The following is a 13,911-nucleotide window of genomic DNA, read 5'->3' as shown; positions in this document are numbered from 1 at the left end:
GGTTGGAGCCAGGGCCGGGGCTGGGGCCGGGTGCCGTGGGCCGTGGGGGCGAGGCTGCACCCTCCCTCTGGGGCCCTCCCCCTCCCCACCCCACCCCTCCCCCGGTTTTGCGATTGTGCGGGCTGCGCAGCGTCGATGGCGCACCTGGCGTCGTCATGGGCGTGCGGCCTCGATGACGCACGCGGCGCCGTGATGGGTGTGCGGCGCCGTTGACGCAGTCGGCGTCGCACGGGCTGCGCGGCTCGATGACGTACGTGGTGTCTCAGCAGGGCCGACGCCGTTCCCGCTGTGCGCGGCGCCTCTCCTGTGAGGGACCTGCCCGCAGGGATCTACCCGTCCCCTCAGTTGACCTGCACGCAGCTTCCGCGCCATGTCTCGACGCGCTCACCCGGAGCGAGCACGACGTCAGCGTCCCCGTCGACACCCCACGCCTCGGCACCTTTGTCGACGGCGGCCTGTCTACCGATCCCGGCCCCGGCTCCCGACCCGGCACCGGCGCCACCGCCGCGTCCTCCCCCACGCCCCCCTGCGCGCCCGCCACGGTCGCTTTCCGTGACGATGACGACGTGTCGGTTGGTGTCGTTGATGATGACGGTGGCGGAGCCGTCGGCCCGGTGGTGGTCGATCGGGTAACTCCCGGCCGGGTCGACGTACGTAGTGCGGCCGATGGTGAGGAAGCCGCTGGCCACCGGCCCACGGTCGGGTACGGCCCAGTACGCGGTCGTCGCCGCGGTGAGGGGTTCGAGGAGTCTGGCCATGCGTCTCACGTGGGTACCTCCGATGCACCGGGACGCGGGTGGGACCCGCGTCGATCACTGCCTCAAGGCTTACTGTGATTACTCACAGTAGTCGCGAGAGAGGGTGTTGACCACCGGCGCGCGGAGGTGAAGAGGGGGGCGGGGAATGCGCCGCAATGCGCCGGTCATCGTGTTCAACAGCTCGCGAGACGAGAAAGGCTGAGCAGGGGTCCTCGCGGCACCCGACCGCAGGCCCCTCAACCCTCCAGCTCAGTCCTCGAGCGGCAGCGCGAGGTCCCTTACATGGCCGGCGAGCAGCAGGACGGCCGCGTCCACCGCTGCGTGCGGGTCCTGTGCGCGGATGGCGTCGGCGAGCCGGGAGTGAGGGTCGGTGGGGGCCGCGGTAGCGGTGTCGAGGCAGGCGGCGCGGCGGAGTTCGGCGCGCAGGGCCGCGCTGAGCGAGCGGTAGATGTCAGCCAGGACGGGGTTGGCGCCGGCCTCTGCCACGAGGACGTGGAATTCGGCGTCGGCGGCCGTGAAGGCGTCGCCGTCCTGGGCGGCGAGGGCGGCGTTGCGGCGTGCCAGGGCGGCCTCGATTCCGGCGAGTTGCTCGTCGGTGCGGTGCTTGGCGGCCTGGCGTGCGGCGACGACGTCGAGGCCCTGGCGGACCTGGGTGACGTGGGAGAGTTCGGCGCGTTCGAGGCGGCGTCGGAGGGCGACGGCGCTGTCGTCGTCGGAGATCACGAACGTGCCGTCGCCCTGGCGGGGCTCCAGCAGGCCGGAGTGGACGAGGGAGCGGACGGCTTCGCGGACCGATGCCCGGCTGACGCCGAGGGCCTCGGACAGTGCGCTTTCGGGCGGGATGCGGCTGCCGACGGGCCAGGTGCCGTTCACGATCTGGCCGCGGATCTCGTCGGTCGCGGTCTCCACCAGCGACACCCTGCCCTTGCGGACCATCTCCACTCGATCACTTCCCCTTCGGCAGGTCACCTGATGTCTGGCAACTGTAATGCGGATCGGGGCGCTCGCGAAGCGGCGCGGGCCGTGCTCGCGCACCGCCACGGGCCGGTCGCTCAGCGGCGCGGCCGCCCGCATCCACGCCCGCCGCCGCCTCCACGCACCCGCCGCCCGGCCCGCGATGCCTCGGCCCATGCCTCACGCCCACGGCCGGACCCCACCCCCGTGCCGCTCCCTGCCGCGGGTCGCGATCGGAACAAGATCGGGGCATTTGCGGTGTGGTTGTCAGTGGGTGCGGACATACTGCTGCCCGTGCACCAGTTCTCGTGAGCGCTCTCGTGCGGGCGCGGGGGCGGGGCCGGTGAGCGAGCCAGGGGGAGGTTCTGTGTCGTCCGTGCCGACCAGCAGTGTGTCACCGCCCGTGCCGGGGCGCCGTACGGCGTGGGCCGAGGGGCTGGACGAGCTGCGTGCGGCGGCGACGACCGAGCCCGGCAGGCTGCGGGTGATCGGTGCGGTGCTGGCTCTGCTGGTCGTGGTGTTCGGGGCGGTCACGGCCTGGCAGGTGTCCGATCGTGCGGCGGCCGCGGACGATGTCGTCGAGCGCAGTCAGCCGTTGAGCGCGGATGCGGCGAGTATCTACCGTTCGCTGGCGGACGCCGATACGACCGCCGCCGGTGGCTTCCTGGCCGGCGGCGAGGAGAGCGGGACCACCCGCCGGCGCTATGCGGCGGATATCGCGACGGCGTCGGAGCTGCTGGTCAAGGCTTCGGCGAACACGCGGAGTTCGGATGCGGCGGGCCGGCTGATCTCGCGGCTCAATCGCCAGTTGCCGCGGTATGCGGGCCTGGTGGAGACGGCGCGGACGGACAACCGTCAGGGGCTGCCGTTGGGTGGCGCGTATCTGCGGTATGCCAATGAGCAGATGCGTACGGAGCTGCTTCCGGCGGCGCGGGCGCTGTATGACGCGGAGACGGACCGGCTGTCGGCGGATTACGGCGCGGCGAAGGCGTGGCCGTATTGGGCGGTCGCTTCCGGGGTGGTGGCTCTGGGGGCGCTCGGTTGGGCGCAGCGTCGTCATTACCGGCGGACGAACCGGGTTTTCAACAGGGGCCTGGTGGCCGCGTCGGCGGCTTCGGTGGCTGTGCTGGTGTGGTTGGTGGCGGGGCATGCGATGGCGCGCTCGGGGTTGGGTGAGTCCTATGAGCACGGTGCGCGGTCGTTGCGGGTGCTGAACGAGGCGCGGATCGATGCGTTGCAGGCGCGTGGTGACGAGAATTTGACGTTGGTGGCGCGGGGTGCGGTGCTGACGGCGGACCAGAAGGATTTCTACGAGGTCGGCTTCGTCTCGGGGATGACGGATCTGGCCGGGGCCGGCGGGAGCGGTGGTGCGGCGGCGGGGAGTCGGCTGGGGGTGGCGGCGGCGCTGGCGGACGACGATGCGGGGCGGCGCCCGGTGCGGGAGGCGTTGGCGCATGTCCGGGAGTGGCAGAAGCGTCATGCGCAGGCGCGTGCGGCGGATGACCGGGGTGATTACGAGCAGGCGCTGGCGAAGGTGATCGGTACGGACCGGCCGACGCGTGAGTCGTTCGACCGGGTGGATGCCGAGTTGCAGCGGGCGTTGGCGCATGAGCAGGGGGAGTTCCGGTCCGCCGCGGATGGCGGGCGGGGGGCGCTTCGTGGGCTTGCGGTGGGTGCGGCGGTGTTGGCGGTGCTCGCGGCGGTCGGTGCGGTGCTGGGTATCGGGCGCAGGTTGTCGGAGTACCGGTGAGGGGCGTGGTGGGGACGTGAGGGTGCGCGCGCGAGCGTTGCGGGAGCTGCGTGCCGCGCCGGCCAGGCCGGTGGTGGCCGCGGTGGGTGTGTTGGCGGTGGCCGCTGTGGCGTTGGTGCCTGTGGTGGGGCGTGAGGTCGCGGAGGCCGGTGGGGCCGGTTCGGGGCCGGCGGCGACGCATCGTACGGACGTTCCCGGGGCGGCGCAGGCGGCGAAGGCGGCGCCCGCCGCGGCGGAGTGCACGCCGGGGAATGTGGCGGAGAGTCTGCGGCCGTCGTCGGGCGGTGGTGCGGCGGTGGACCGGATCAAGGCGAAGGGCCAGCTGGTGGTGGGTGTGGACCAGAACACCTACCGCTGGGGGTATCGCAATCCGCATACGGGCAAGTTGGAGGGTTTCGACATCGATCTGGCGCGGGCGATCGCCGAGGACATCCTGGGGCCGGATGCCAAGGTCGTCTTCCGGGCGGTGCCGACGAATCAGCGGGTGCCCGCGGTGCGCGAGCGCTCGGTCGACATGGTGGTGCGGACGATGACGATCAATTGTGCGCGCAAGGAGCAGGTGGCGTTCTCGACGGCGTATTTCCAGGGCGGGCAGCAGGTGCTGGCGCCGAAGGGGTCGAAGATCGAGGCGTTCGACGGTTCGCTGCGGGGGAAGCGGGTGTGCACGGCCGCCGGTTCGACGGGTGAGTCGGAGCTGGCCGCGCAGCGGCACGGTGCGCGGGTGCTGACGGTGCCCAATCAGCTGGATTGTCTGGTGCGGCTGCAGCTCGGTGAGGCGGATGCGGTGGTCACGGACAATGCGCTGGCGGCGGCGCAGGCGGCGCAGGATCCGACGGTGGAGCTGAAGGGTGAGCCGTTCACGGACGAGCCGTACGGCGTGGCGATGAACAAGGACGACACGGATCTGGTGCGGCGGGTCAACAAGGTGCTGGACGACTACCGGGGCGGTGGGGACGGCAGTGACTGGATGCGGGCGTACCGCAAGTGGCTGGCGGCGGACCTGCCGGGGGTCTCGGGGCCGCCGTCGCCGGAGTACAGCGACTGATCGGCCCACGGGGCGGGCTTGTTGCCGTCACTATGGGCACGGAGGTGTCCTTGTCCTTGAAGCCGGAACCGTCAGTATTGAGGGAGTTGGGAGGGCCGTGAGGCCGTAGCTCAGCAACCGCCGTGCACCGTACGCGTATTGGAGAGGTGATCGATGGGGGTCCCTGGACCCTTCCCCGGCTCTGCGGGGAGGCCCGATGCCCCGGTGCTCGACCGGGAGGAGGTGGATCGTGCCCTGGGGCGGCTGAGTGCCGAGTACGAGGCGATCGAGACGTCGCTGCTGGCGTTGCAGGACCATGCGGGTCGGCGGCTGCTGGAGGGCGCCGATCTGTCGGGTGTCACCAAGGAGCGCTGGGCGTCGACGGAACGATCCATCACGGTTCTGTGGTCGCTGTTCGACGCGTACACGGATGCGCTGGAGGCTGCGCGGGTGCTGCGGGAGCGGCGGCGCTGGCCGTCGGCGGAGGATCTCGTGGAGCTGACGGAGCTGTTGCGCGGCAGCGGGGTGACGGTTCCGGGTGCGGCGGCCGGTGGCGGTACGGAGAGCGGCCCGGCCGTGCTGAGCGAGCGGTTCAGCCTGGAGGAGCTGGTCGCGCGGATGAACGGGCTGTACGCGCGGTCGCTGGATGTGATCGTCGCGGCGGACGCGGTGTGGTCGGCGTTGCCCGCGCGGATCGATCTGCTGTCGGCGGAGCTGCGGCGGACGCGGTCGCTGGCGCATTCGGTGGGGGTGCGTCCGGGTGAGCATCCGGCGGGCGACGATCTGGAGTGGATCACGGATGAGTTGTCGCGGCTGCGCGCCGAGGTGATCGCGGATCCGCTGGCGTTCTGGGTGTCGTCGTCGACGGGGAGTTCCGCGCCCGGTGGGGGGCGCCCCGATACGGAGCGGTACGACCGTGCGGCGCGGGCGCTGGAGGACATCCGGCGTGAGGTCGAGGCGGTGCTGGACGTCCGGCAGGACGCGGAGCAGCGGTTGATGCAGTTGCGGGACGTTCTCTCGCGTGCCGACCGCACGCTGACCGAGGCGCGGCAGGCGCGCGGTGAGGTCCTGGCGAAGATCGCGGCGTCGGAGGTGCCGGCGGTCAGTGGTCCGTCGACGGCGCTGCACGAGCAGTTGTCCGCGGCGGCGGACTACCGGCGGCGTTCGCAGTGGCATCGCCTGTCGCCGTTGCTGGACAGTCTGGAGGAGCGTGCGGAGGACGAACTCCACCGGGCGCGGGAGTCGTTGACGGCTGTGACGGCGCCGCTTGCGGTGCGGGCGGAGCTGCGGGGCAGGCTCGATGCGTATCGGGCGAAGGTCGCGCGGCACGGCGTGGCGGAGGATCCGCTGCTGGTGGAGCGGTATGACGTGGCGCGCCGGATGCTGTGGAGCGCGCCGTGTGATCTGCGGGCGGCCGAGCAGGCGGTGTGGCGCTATCAGCAGGCGGCGACGGAGGCGTGTGTGCCGCCGCAGGTGGAGCCCGGGGAGGAGTCGTGACGGCGCGGGCCGGGGCGGAGTGCCAGCGGCGGGACTGCGCGGGGAGTTATGAGGATGTCGGTGACGGTGAGCTGTACTGCGACACCTGTGGTCTGGCGCCGGTGGTGTCGCCGGGAGGCTGGCTGTCGTCGCCGCCGACGGGTCTGACGGGCCGGGCGCCGGCCGGTGCGGCGTGGGGCGGCGACTCGGCGCGTTCGGCCCGTTCGGCGTTGTCCTCGCGTAGGGCGGGTGCGTTCGCCGGTACGGCGGGGACACATGCCGCCGGTGCGGGCGGGGCTCCGGGGGGCGGTGCGGCGGAGGCGTCGGCGTCGGGGCGCTCCGCCGGGTCCCGGCGGTCGGCGTCCGGGCGTTCCGCCGGGTCGCGGCGTTCGGTGTCGGGCCGGCTGTCGCGTGCGATGTCCGGTGGTGAGCCGACGCAAGGGATGTCGGCGCCGGCATCGGTGTCGATATCGGTGCACAGCGCGGGCAGCGGCTCGGGGGCGGGGTCGGCGCGCGGGCGGCTGGGGGCCGGGCTGGTCTCGGTGCCGCAGGTGCCGCGGCCCGATCCCCGCGCGGCGGTGCTGGAGAACCCGGAGGTCCCCGAGCGGAAGCGGTTCTGCAGTCGTGGTGACTGCGGGGCGCCGGTGGGCCGGGCACGGGGTGAGCACGAGGGGCGTGCGGCGGGGTTCTGCACGAAGTGCGGCCACCCGTACAGCTTTGTGCCCAAGCTGCGGGCCGGTGAGGTGGTGCACGGCCAGTACGAGGTCGTGGGGTGCCTGGCGCACGGCGGGCTGGGCTGGATCTACCTCGCGGTCGACCGGGCGGTCTCCGACCGGTGGGTGGTGCTCAAGGGCCTGCTGGACACCGGCGACGAGGAGGCGCTGGCGGTCGCGGTGTCCGAGCGGCGGTTCCTCGCCGAGATCGAGCACGCCAACATCGTGCGCATCTACAACTTCGTCGAGCATCTCGACCGGTCGACGGGCAGTCTCGACGGCTACATCGTGATGGAGTACGTCGGCGGGAAGTCCCTGAAGGACATCGCCAACGACCGGCGCACCGAGGGCGGGCGGCGCGATCCGCTCCCGGTGGAGCAGGCGTGTGCGTACGGCATCGAGGCGCTGGAGGCGCTCGGGCATCTGCACAGCCGCAACCTCCTGTACTGCGACTTCAAGGTCGACAACGCCATCCAGCAGAACGACCAGCTCAAGCTGATCGACATGGGCGCGGTGCGCCGGATGGACGACGACGAGAGCCCCATCTACGGCACGATCGGCTATCAGGCGCCGGAAGTGGCCGCCCTGGGACCGTCGGTCGCCTCCGACCTCTACACCGTCGCGCGCAGCCTGGCCGTCCTCACCTTCGACTTCCAGGGCTATACGAATGTGTTCGTCGACTCCCTGCCGGATCCGGAGCACATCGACGTCTTCCGGACGTACGAGTCCTTCTACCGGCTTCTGGTGCGCGCGACGGACCCGGAGCGCTCCCGCAGGTTCGCGTCGGCGGAGGAGATGGCCGAGCAGCTGACGGGTGTGCTGCGGGAGGTCGTGGCGCTGCAGTCGGACGAGCAGCGGCCGTCGGTGTCGAAGCTGTTCGGGCCGGAACTGCGAGTGGTGGACACGGAGTTGATGGCGGCGCCGCAGGGCGACAGTTCGCTGCTGGGCGCGCGCGAGGTGGCGCCTCGCCGTGGCCGGCGGGCGGCCAGGAAGGCCGGGCGGCCGGGGTCGGTGGCCGGCCCTGCGGTGATCCCGGCGCAGACGGCGTACGAGATCGAACCACCGGACGGGAGCGGCCCGGCGAGCGGCACTGCCGGTGCGGGTGGTCCTGGAGGTGCGGGTGCCACGGGCGAGGCGGGTGGCGGCGCGGTCCCCCATACGACCGTGCCAGGCGGCGCTTCGGCCGAGGGGCCCGTACTGCGCCCCGTCGACCCCGGTGTCGCGGTGCTCGCGCTGCCGGTGCCGCGGGTGGACCCGGCCGACCCCAACGCCGGTTTCCTCGCGGGCCTGATGACCGCCGCACCCGCCGAGCTGATCGCGGCACTGCGCTCGGCTCCCGCCGATTCCCTGGAGGCGCGGCTGCGGGGCCTGCGGGCGCGCCTGGAGACGGGCGAGGGTGCCGCCGCGCTGGAGGCCCTGGAGGCGATCGAGTCGGATCCGGCCGGGGAGTGGAGAGCCGACTGGCGGGTGGTGTGGAACCGCGGCCTGGTGTCGCTGGCCACGGAGGACCGCGAAACCGCCGCGCTGGCATTCGACGCGATCTACGACGCCTTCCCGGGGGAGCCCGCACCGAAGCTGGCCCTGGGCATCTGCGCGGAGCTGCTGGGGCAGTTGGACAACGCCGCGGAGTACTACCGCATGGTGTGGACGACCGACCACAACTATGTCGGTGCCGCGTTCGGCCTCGCCCGGGTGCGGCTGGCGACGGGCGACCGGACGGGCGCGGTCGAGACGCTGGAATCCGTACCGGAGTCGTCCATTCACTTCACCGCGGCGCGGATCGCGGCGATCCGCGCCCGGCTGCGGCGGCGGTCCGCCCGCGACGCGCTGCTGCCGGATCTGCGTGCCGCCGCCGAACAGGTCGAATCCCTCGCGGACTTCGGCCTGGACTCCGCCCGCCGGGAACAACTCGCCACCGAAGTATTGGGCAGCGCCCTGGACTGGGTACTCTCCGGGAGCCACGGTGGCGGGCCGGACGGCGGGCAGACCACACACGGGCTGCCGTCGCTGCTCGGCAGCGCGCTGGACGAGCGGGGCCTGCGGTTCGGGCTGGAGAGGTCGTACCGCATGCTCGCGCGGTTGGCGCAGCGTGGCGAGGAAAGGATCGAGCTGGTGGAACGGGCCAACCGCTTCCGCCCCAGGACGTGGGTGTGACATGGGTGTGACTGGGCTTTCCCGGTGCCCGAGCTGCGATGAGCCGCTCGACACGGGAGACAATTTCTGCGGGCGGTGCGGCGCCGGCCTCGTGGCGCCTGCCGAGCGTCCGGGCGGGCAGCCGACGCCCACGGTGAACGGCGCGGCCGACGCCCCTGCGTACACCCCCCCTCCGCCACCCGCGTACGCCCCGGGAGCGTTGGCGGGTCCGCGCCCCGCGTCGCTGCTTCACCCGCCGGTGGGGCCGCCGGTGCCCGCCCCGAGGCCCGCACCCGTCACCGACGCACCTCACGAACCGCAGACGCCCCACGGCTCGCAGACGCCGCCGGCCCCGCATACGCCCCACGGCTCGCAGACACCCCTCCCGCCGGAGGGGCCGCACGCGCCGCAGGCCCCACAGGCGTCGGGCGCCCCGCAGGCATCTGGCACTCCGCAGCCGTCGCACCGGCCCGAGGCATCACGCGCGCCCGAGCCGCCGCACCCACCCCATCCGCCACACCCACCCCATCCGGCGCAGGGGCCCGCGCCGGCGCCCGTACCGCAGGGAGCACCCGTGCCTCAGGGAGCCCAGTCACCCCAGGCCCCCGCCGGCCCGCCTCCCCCCGACCCGCAGGCCCGCCTTGCGTACGGGGAGGCCGACGCCCCGCCGATGCCCGGTCATGCGCCGACGGCGGGCAGCGGCGTACCAGCGGACGCACGCGCACAGGCGGCCGACGAGCCGAACGGCGCGGGGCAGAGCTCCGGCCCGCCGGCCGACGTGCCCGCCGATCCCCGCGTCGCCGGCTACGAGGTGGTCGCCGACGCCGCAGCGGCGGCAGGTGCGGGAACAGGATCGGGAGCAGGAGCCGGTGCGGGATCGGCGCCGCACGGCCCGAACGCCGGTGAACGGGCCGCGGGCACCCCGGCCGAGGACACCGCCGCGCACCCCACTCCCCCGCAGGGCACCCGCGTCTGCGGGTCGTGCCGGGCGGGCGCCGTCGACGCCGACGGCTACTGCGAGCGGTGCGGCCATGCCCAGCCGCGGCAACGGGACCACATGGAGCGCGAGCTGTCCGGTATCGCGGCCGTCAGCGACCGCGGTCACCGCCACCACCGCAATGAGGACTTCTTCGCCCTCAGGGCAGCCGCGCTGCCGGACGGCACGCCCGCCGTCGTGGCAGTGGTCTGCGACGGCGTCTCGTCGGCGACCCGGCCGGACGAGGCGTCCCAGGCGGCGTCCGAAGCCGCGGGCGCCGCGCTGCTGGCCGCCCTGCCACAGGGCACCCATCCGCAGCAGGCCATGCACGACGCGATCATGGCGGCGTCCACCGCTGTCGACGCGCTGGCCGAGGATCCCGCCGCGGCACACGACGAACACCGCCAGCAGAACGCTCCCGCCTGCACGTTCGTCGGTGCGGTGGTGGGCGGCGGGCTGCTGACCGTCGGCTGGGTGGGCGACAGCCGGGCCTACTGGATCCCCAACGACCGCACGGCACCGCCCGTCCGGCTCACCGAGGACGACTCCTGGGCGGCCCAGATGATCGCCAACAACCTGATGACGGAGGCGGAGGCCAACGCCGACGAGCGCGCCCACGCCATCACGGGCTGGCTCGGGGCCGACGCTTACGAAGTGGAGCCGCACACCGCGACGTTCAAGCCTGACGGCCCGGGTGTCGTGGTGGTGTGCACGGACGGCCTGTGGAACTACGCCGAGTCCGCGGACCGGATGGCCGCGATCCTGCCCCACGACGCGCCCGCCCAACCGCTGAACAGCGCCAGGACGCTGGTCACCCACGCCCTCGACAGCGGGGGCCACGACAACGTAACAGTGGCGCTCGTCCCGTTCCCGGCACCTCTTATAGGGGCAGGATCGGCCTGACCGGCCGAAAACGAACTCGGCGCAACAATCTCGACGGAACCGCACCTCGCCTGAAGGAAGCGGGAGCGGGAACGTGCCCCCTCCCGGGGCGGGCGCGCGGCGGGAGCACGCCCGTACCGCCACCGACCGACTGACCAGCCACGCACCCGCAAGCACGCACGCACCACCGAGCGATGACCACGGCGCGGGCCCGCGCCGACGGGGGGAAGTACAGCAGGACTTCCGTCCGCCCCATTTGCCCCTCTTGCCAAGCAATCGGCACGAGTCTCAAGGAGCGGAACTGATGGCCAATTTCGCCAAGTCGCGTGTGCCGCATTTCTCCGCCGAGGTGTACCAGAACCCGTACCTCCCCGAGGGCGGGCGCGAGGTGAACGCCATCGTCACGGTCACGGCGACGGGCGGCGGTACGACCGGTGGCCGGCCGGTGTTCGCGGGGCGTTCCACCACGCCGGACGCAGGCGTGGTCATCATGGTCGACTGCTCCGGGTCGATGGACTACCCGCCGACGAAGATGCACGGGGCCCGTGAGGCGACCGCCGCCGCCGTCGACACGGTGCGCGACGGCGTCGCCTTCGCGGTGGTGGCCGGCACCCACCGGGCCACCGAGGTCTACCCCGGCGGCGGCCGGCTGGCCGTCGCCGACGCGGCCACCCGCGCCGAGGCCAAGGACGCCCTGCGAAAGCCGACCGCGGGCGGCGGCACCGCCATCGGCAGCTGGCTGCGGCTGGCCGACCGGCTGCTGTCGTCCGCCGAGGTCGGCATCCGGCACGGCATCCTGCTGACCGACGGCCGCAACGAGCACGAAACGCCGCAGGATCTGCGGGCCACGCTGGACGCCTGCGCCGGGCGCTTCACCTGCGACGCCCGCGGAGTGGGGACCGACTGGGAGGTCAAGGAGGTCACCGGCATCGCCGCGGCGCTGCTCGGCACCGCCGATATCGTCGCCGATCCGGCCGAATTGACCGCCGACTTCCGGCAGATGATGGAGGCGGCGATGGGCAAGGAGGTCGCCGATGTCGGCCTGCGGCTGTGGACACCACTGGGCACGGAGGTCGCCTTCGTCAAGCAAGTGGCGCCCACCATGGCCGATCTCACCGGCCGGCGCACCGAATCGGGCCCGCGGTCGGGGGACTATCCGACCGGCTCCTGGGGCGACGAGTCCCGCGACTACCACCTCTGCGTGCGCGTACCGGACGCCGGCGTCGGCCAGGAGATGCTCGCCGCACGGGTCTCGTTGATCATCTCGGGTCAGGACGGCGCCCCCGCGCGGCCCCTTGCCCAGGGGCTCGTACGGGCGGTCTGGACCGATGACATGGCCGCGTCCACATCGATCAACCCGCAGGTCGCGCACTACACAGGACAGGCAGAACTGGCACAAGCCATCCAGCAGGGACTCGATGCCCGCAAGTCGGGCGATGCGGACGACGCCACCGCGAAACTGGGCCGGGCGGTGCAGTTGGCGAACGCCTCGGGGAACGTGGAGACTGCGAAACTGCTTGCGAAGGTGGTGGACGTCGTCGATGCGGCGACCGGTACTGTGCGACTCAAGGCGAAGGTCGCCGAGGCGGACGAAATGACACTCGAAACGCGCTCGACGAAGACCGTTCGCGTGAAGAAGTAACGACGAGAAGTACCACCGGAGAAACGGTACAGAGGGGGAAGAACCGACATGCCGACCTGCCCGAACGGCCACCAGTCGGTGGCCGAAGACTGGTGCGAGGTGTGCGGCCACCGGATGGCGGGTGCTGTCCCCCCGCCGCCCTCCCTGCCTGCGGGGTTCCTGAACGCGCCGCCCAGCCAGCCGACCGGCCAGCCCGGCCCGCCGCCCGGCGGCCCCGGCCCCGGTACTCAAGGCGGCCAGGGTGGCTACGGCTTCCCGCCGCCGGCCCCCGCGCCCGGTCCTGGCCCCCAGGGCGATCAGGGCGGCTACGGCTTTCCCCCGCCCGCCCCTGCGCCCGGCCCCGGCCCCGATCAGTCCGGACAGGCCGAGCTGTGCCCGCAGTGCGGTACAGCGCGTCAGGCGATGGCGCCGTTCTGTGAGGGATGCCGCTACAACTTCCTCACGCACTCCCCTACGTCCTACGCCCCGCCGCCCGGCCAGCAGCCCGGCCAGCAGCCCGGCCCGCCCCCCGGCGGCCAGGGTGGCTACGGCTTTCCGCCGCCCCCCGCGCCCGGTCCGGGCCCCGGCCCCCAGGACAGCCAGGGCGGCTACGGCTTCCCCCCGCCGCAGCAACAGCACCAGCCTCAGCAGCCGCAGCAGGGCCCGCCCCCCGGGCAGCCCGGCCCCGGCGGTTACCCGGGTCAGCCCGGCCCGCCGCCCGGCATGCCCGGCCCCGGCATGCCCGGTCCTGGTCAACCCGGTCCTGGCATGCCCGGTCCTGGTCAGCACCACCAGCAGCCGCAGCAGCAGGGCGACGACTGGACCCTGAATCCGCCGAGCGCACAGACCGCCGCGCCGCCGATGGCCCCCGCACAGCCGGGCCCCCAGGCTCCGTTCGAGCAGCAGCAGCCGCCCGCGCCGTTCCCGCCGCAGCAGCCCGGCCCCTACGAGCCGCAGCAGCAGCCCGGCATGTACGAGCAGCAGCCCCCGGCGCCGTACGAACAGCAGCAGCCCGGCCCGTACGACTCCCAGCAGCACCAGCAGCACCAGCAGCACCAGCAGCAGGGTCCCCCGCAGCAGCCCGACCAGCAGTGGAACGGCGGAACGGGCCAGGTCCCGGCCGCCCCGCCGCAGGGTCCGCCGCCGGTCGTCGGCGCGGGCTGGGTGGTGGCCATAGCGCCGGACCGCGAGTACTTCATGGCGATGATGGGACGCAGCGGTCCGGAAGCCGCGGGGCTCAACCTCCCCTCGTACTCCCCCGAGCAGGTGCTTCCCCTTGCCAACGGCCAGATCGCCGTCGGCCGCCGCCGGAACAGCACCGGTGAGGCGCCGGACGTCGACCTGGGCCGCTCGCCGGAGGACCCGGGCGTCTCGCACCAGCACGCGCTGCTGGTGCAGCAGCAGGACGGCAGCTGGGCGGTGGTCGACCAGAACTCCACCAACGGCACGACGATCAACCTCGCCGAGGACCCGATCCAGCCGTATGTACCGGTGCCCCTCCACGAGGGCGACCGCGTACATGTCGGCGCCTGGACGACGCTGACCGTCCGCCGAGGCTGACACCCGGTAAGGCCCCGAGCCCGGAGCTCCGCGCTCCGGAGCGGCGGGCCCACCCGGAGCCGAC

Annotated in this window: 9 protein-coding genes; 7 read left to right on the top strand and 2 right to left on the bottom strand. The window is 73.1% G+C overall.

What is annotated here, in order from left to right:
• Positions 1-341: 341 nt before the first annotated feature.
• Both QOM21_RS24160 and QOM21_RS24155 read right to left on the bottom strand, forming a co-directional pair.
• On the bottom strand, positions 342-758 hold the full coding sequence (locus tag QOM21_RS24160) for a hypothetical protein (protein ID WP_407553134.1): 417 nt from the start codon (positions 756-758) through the stop codon (positions 342-344).
• A gap of 249 nt (positions 759-1,007) precedes the next feature.
• Positions 1,008-1,694: a FadR/GntR family transcriptional regulator gene (locus QOM21_RS24155; protein ID WP_407555780.1), complete on the bottom strand. Its 687-nt coding sequence runs from the start codon at positions 1,692-1,694 to the stop codon at positions 1,008-1,010.
• A 394-nt stretch (positions 1,695-2,088) separates the two neighbouring features.
• On the opposite strand from QOM21_RS24155, the gene QOM21_RS24150 reads away from it, so the two are divergent.
• The 7 genes from QOM21_RS24150 to QOM21_RS24120 all read left to right on the top strand — a co-directional run bounded on the left by QOM21_RS24150 (position 2,089) and on the right by QOM21_RS24120 (position 13,847).
• Positions 2,089-3,462: a hypothetical protein gene (locus QOM21_RS24150; protein ID WP_407553133.1), complete on the top strand. Its 1,374-nt coding sequence runs from the start codon at positions 2,089-2,091 to the stop codon at positions 3,460-3,462.
• A 22-nt stretch (positions 3,463-3,484) separates the two neighbouring features.
• Positions 3,485-4,507: a glutamate ABC transporter substrate-binding protein gene (locus QOM21_RS24145; protein WP_407555779.1), complete on the top strand. Its 1,023-nt coding sequence runs from the start codon at positions 3,485-3,487 to the stop codon at positions 4,505-4,507.
• Between the two features lie 153 nt (positions 4,508-4,660).
• Positions 4,661-5,983, top strand: coding sequence for a hypothetical protein (locus QOM21_RS24140; protein ID WP_407553132.1), 1,323 nt, complete (start codon positions 4,661-4,663; stop codon positions 5,981-5,983).
• A complete protein-coding gene (locus tag QOM21_RS24135; RefSeq protein WP_407553131.1) occupies positions 5,980-8,829 on the top strand; it encodes a tetratricopeptide repeat protein in 2,850 nt (949 codons plus the stop codon). Before QOM21_RS24140 ends, QOM21_RS24135 begins: the two co-directional genes overlap by 4 nt.
• 553 nt (positions 8,830-9,382) lie before the next feature.
• On the top strand, positions 9,383-10,687 hold the full coding sequence (locus QOM21_RS24130) for a PP2C family protein-serine/threonine phosphatase (protein ID WP_407553130.1): 1,305 nt from the start codon (positions 9,383-9,385) through the stop codon (positions 10,685-10,687).
• 283 nt (positions 10,688-10,970) lie between these two features.
• Positions 10,971-12,308 carry a vWA domain-containing protein gene (locus QOM21_RS24125; RefSeq protein WP_407553129.1) on the top strand — a complete coding sequence of 446 codons (1,338 nt, stop codon included), beginning with the start codon at positions 10,971-10,973 and terminating at the stop codon, positions 12,306-12,308.
• A 48-nt stretch (positions 12,309-12,356) separates the two neighbouring features.
• The gene (locus QOM21_RS24120; RefSeq protein ID WP_407553128.1) at positions 12,357-13,847 is read left to right on the top strand and encodes an FHA domain-containing protein; all 1,491 of its coding nucleotides are present in this window, start codon (positions 12,357-12,359) and stop codon (positions 13,845-13,847) included.
• Positions 13,848-13,911: the final 64 nt, after the last annotated feature.

Origin of the sequence: Streptomyces sp. Pv4-95 (assembly GCF_045782725.1) — a bacterium.
GTDB lineage: Bacteria > Actinomycetota > Actinomycetes > Streptomycetales > Streptomycetaceae > Streptomyces.
The sequence above is the reverse complement of the archived record's forward strand: the minus strand, read 5'-3'. Positions and strand labels throughout refer to the sequence as shown.

Coding starts and splice junctions, on each gene's coding strand:
- QOM21_RS24160 (WP_407553134.1), bottom strand. CDS start 758: ATGGCCAGACTCCTCGAACCCCTCACCGCGGCGACGACCGCGTACTGG.
- QOM21_RS24140 (WP_407553132.1), top strand. CDS start 4,661: ATGGGGGTCCCTGGACCCTTCCCCGGCTCTGCGGGGAGGCCCGATGCC.
- QOM21_RS24155 (WP_407555780.1), bottom strand. CDS start 1,694: ATGGTCCGCAAGGGCAGGGTGTCGCTGGTGGAGACCGCGACCGACGAG.
- QOM21_RS24120 (WP_407553128.1), top strand. CDS start 12,357: ATGCCGACCTGCCCGAACGGCCACCAGTCGGTGGCCGAAGACTGGTGC.
- QOM21_RS24125 (WP_407553129.1), top strand. CDS start 10,971: ATGGCCAATTTCGCCAAGTCGCGTGTGCCGCATTTCTCCGCCGAGGTG.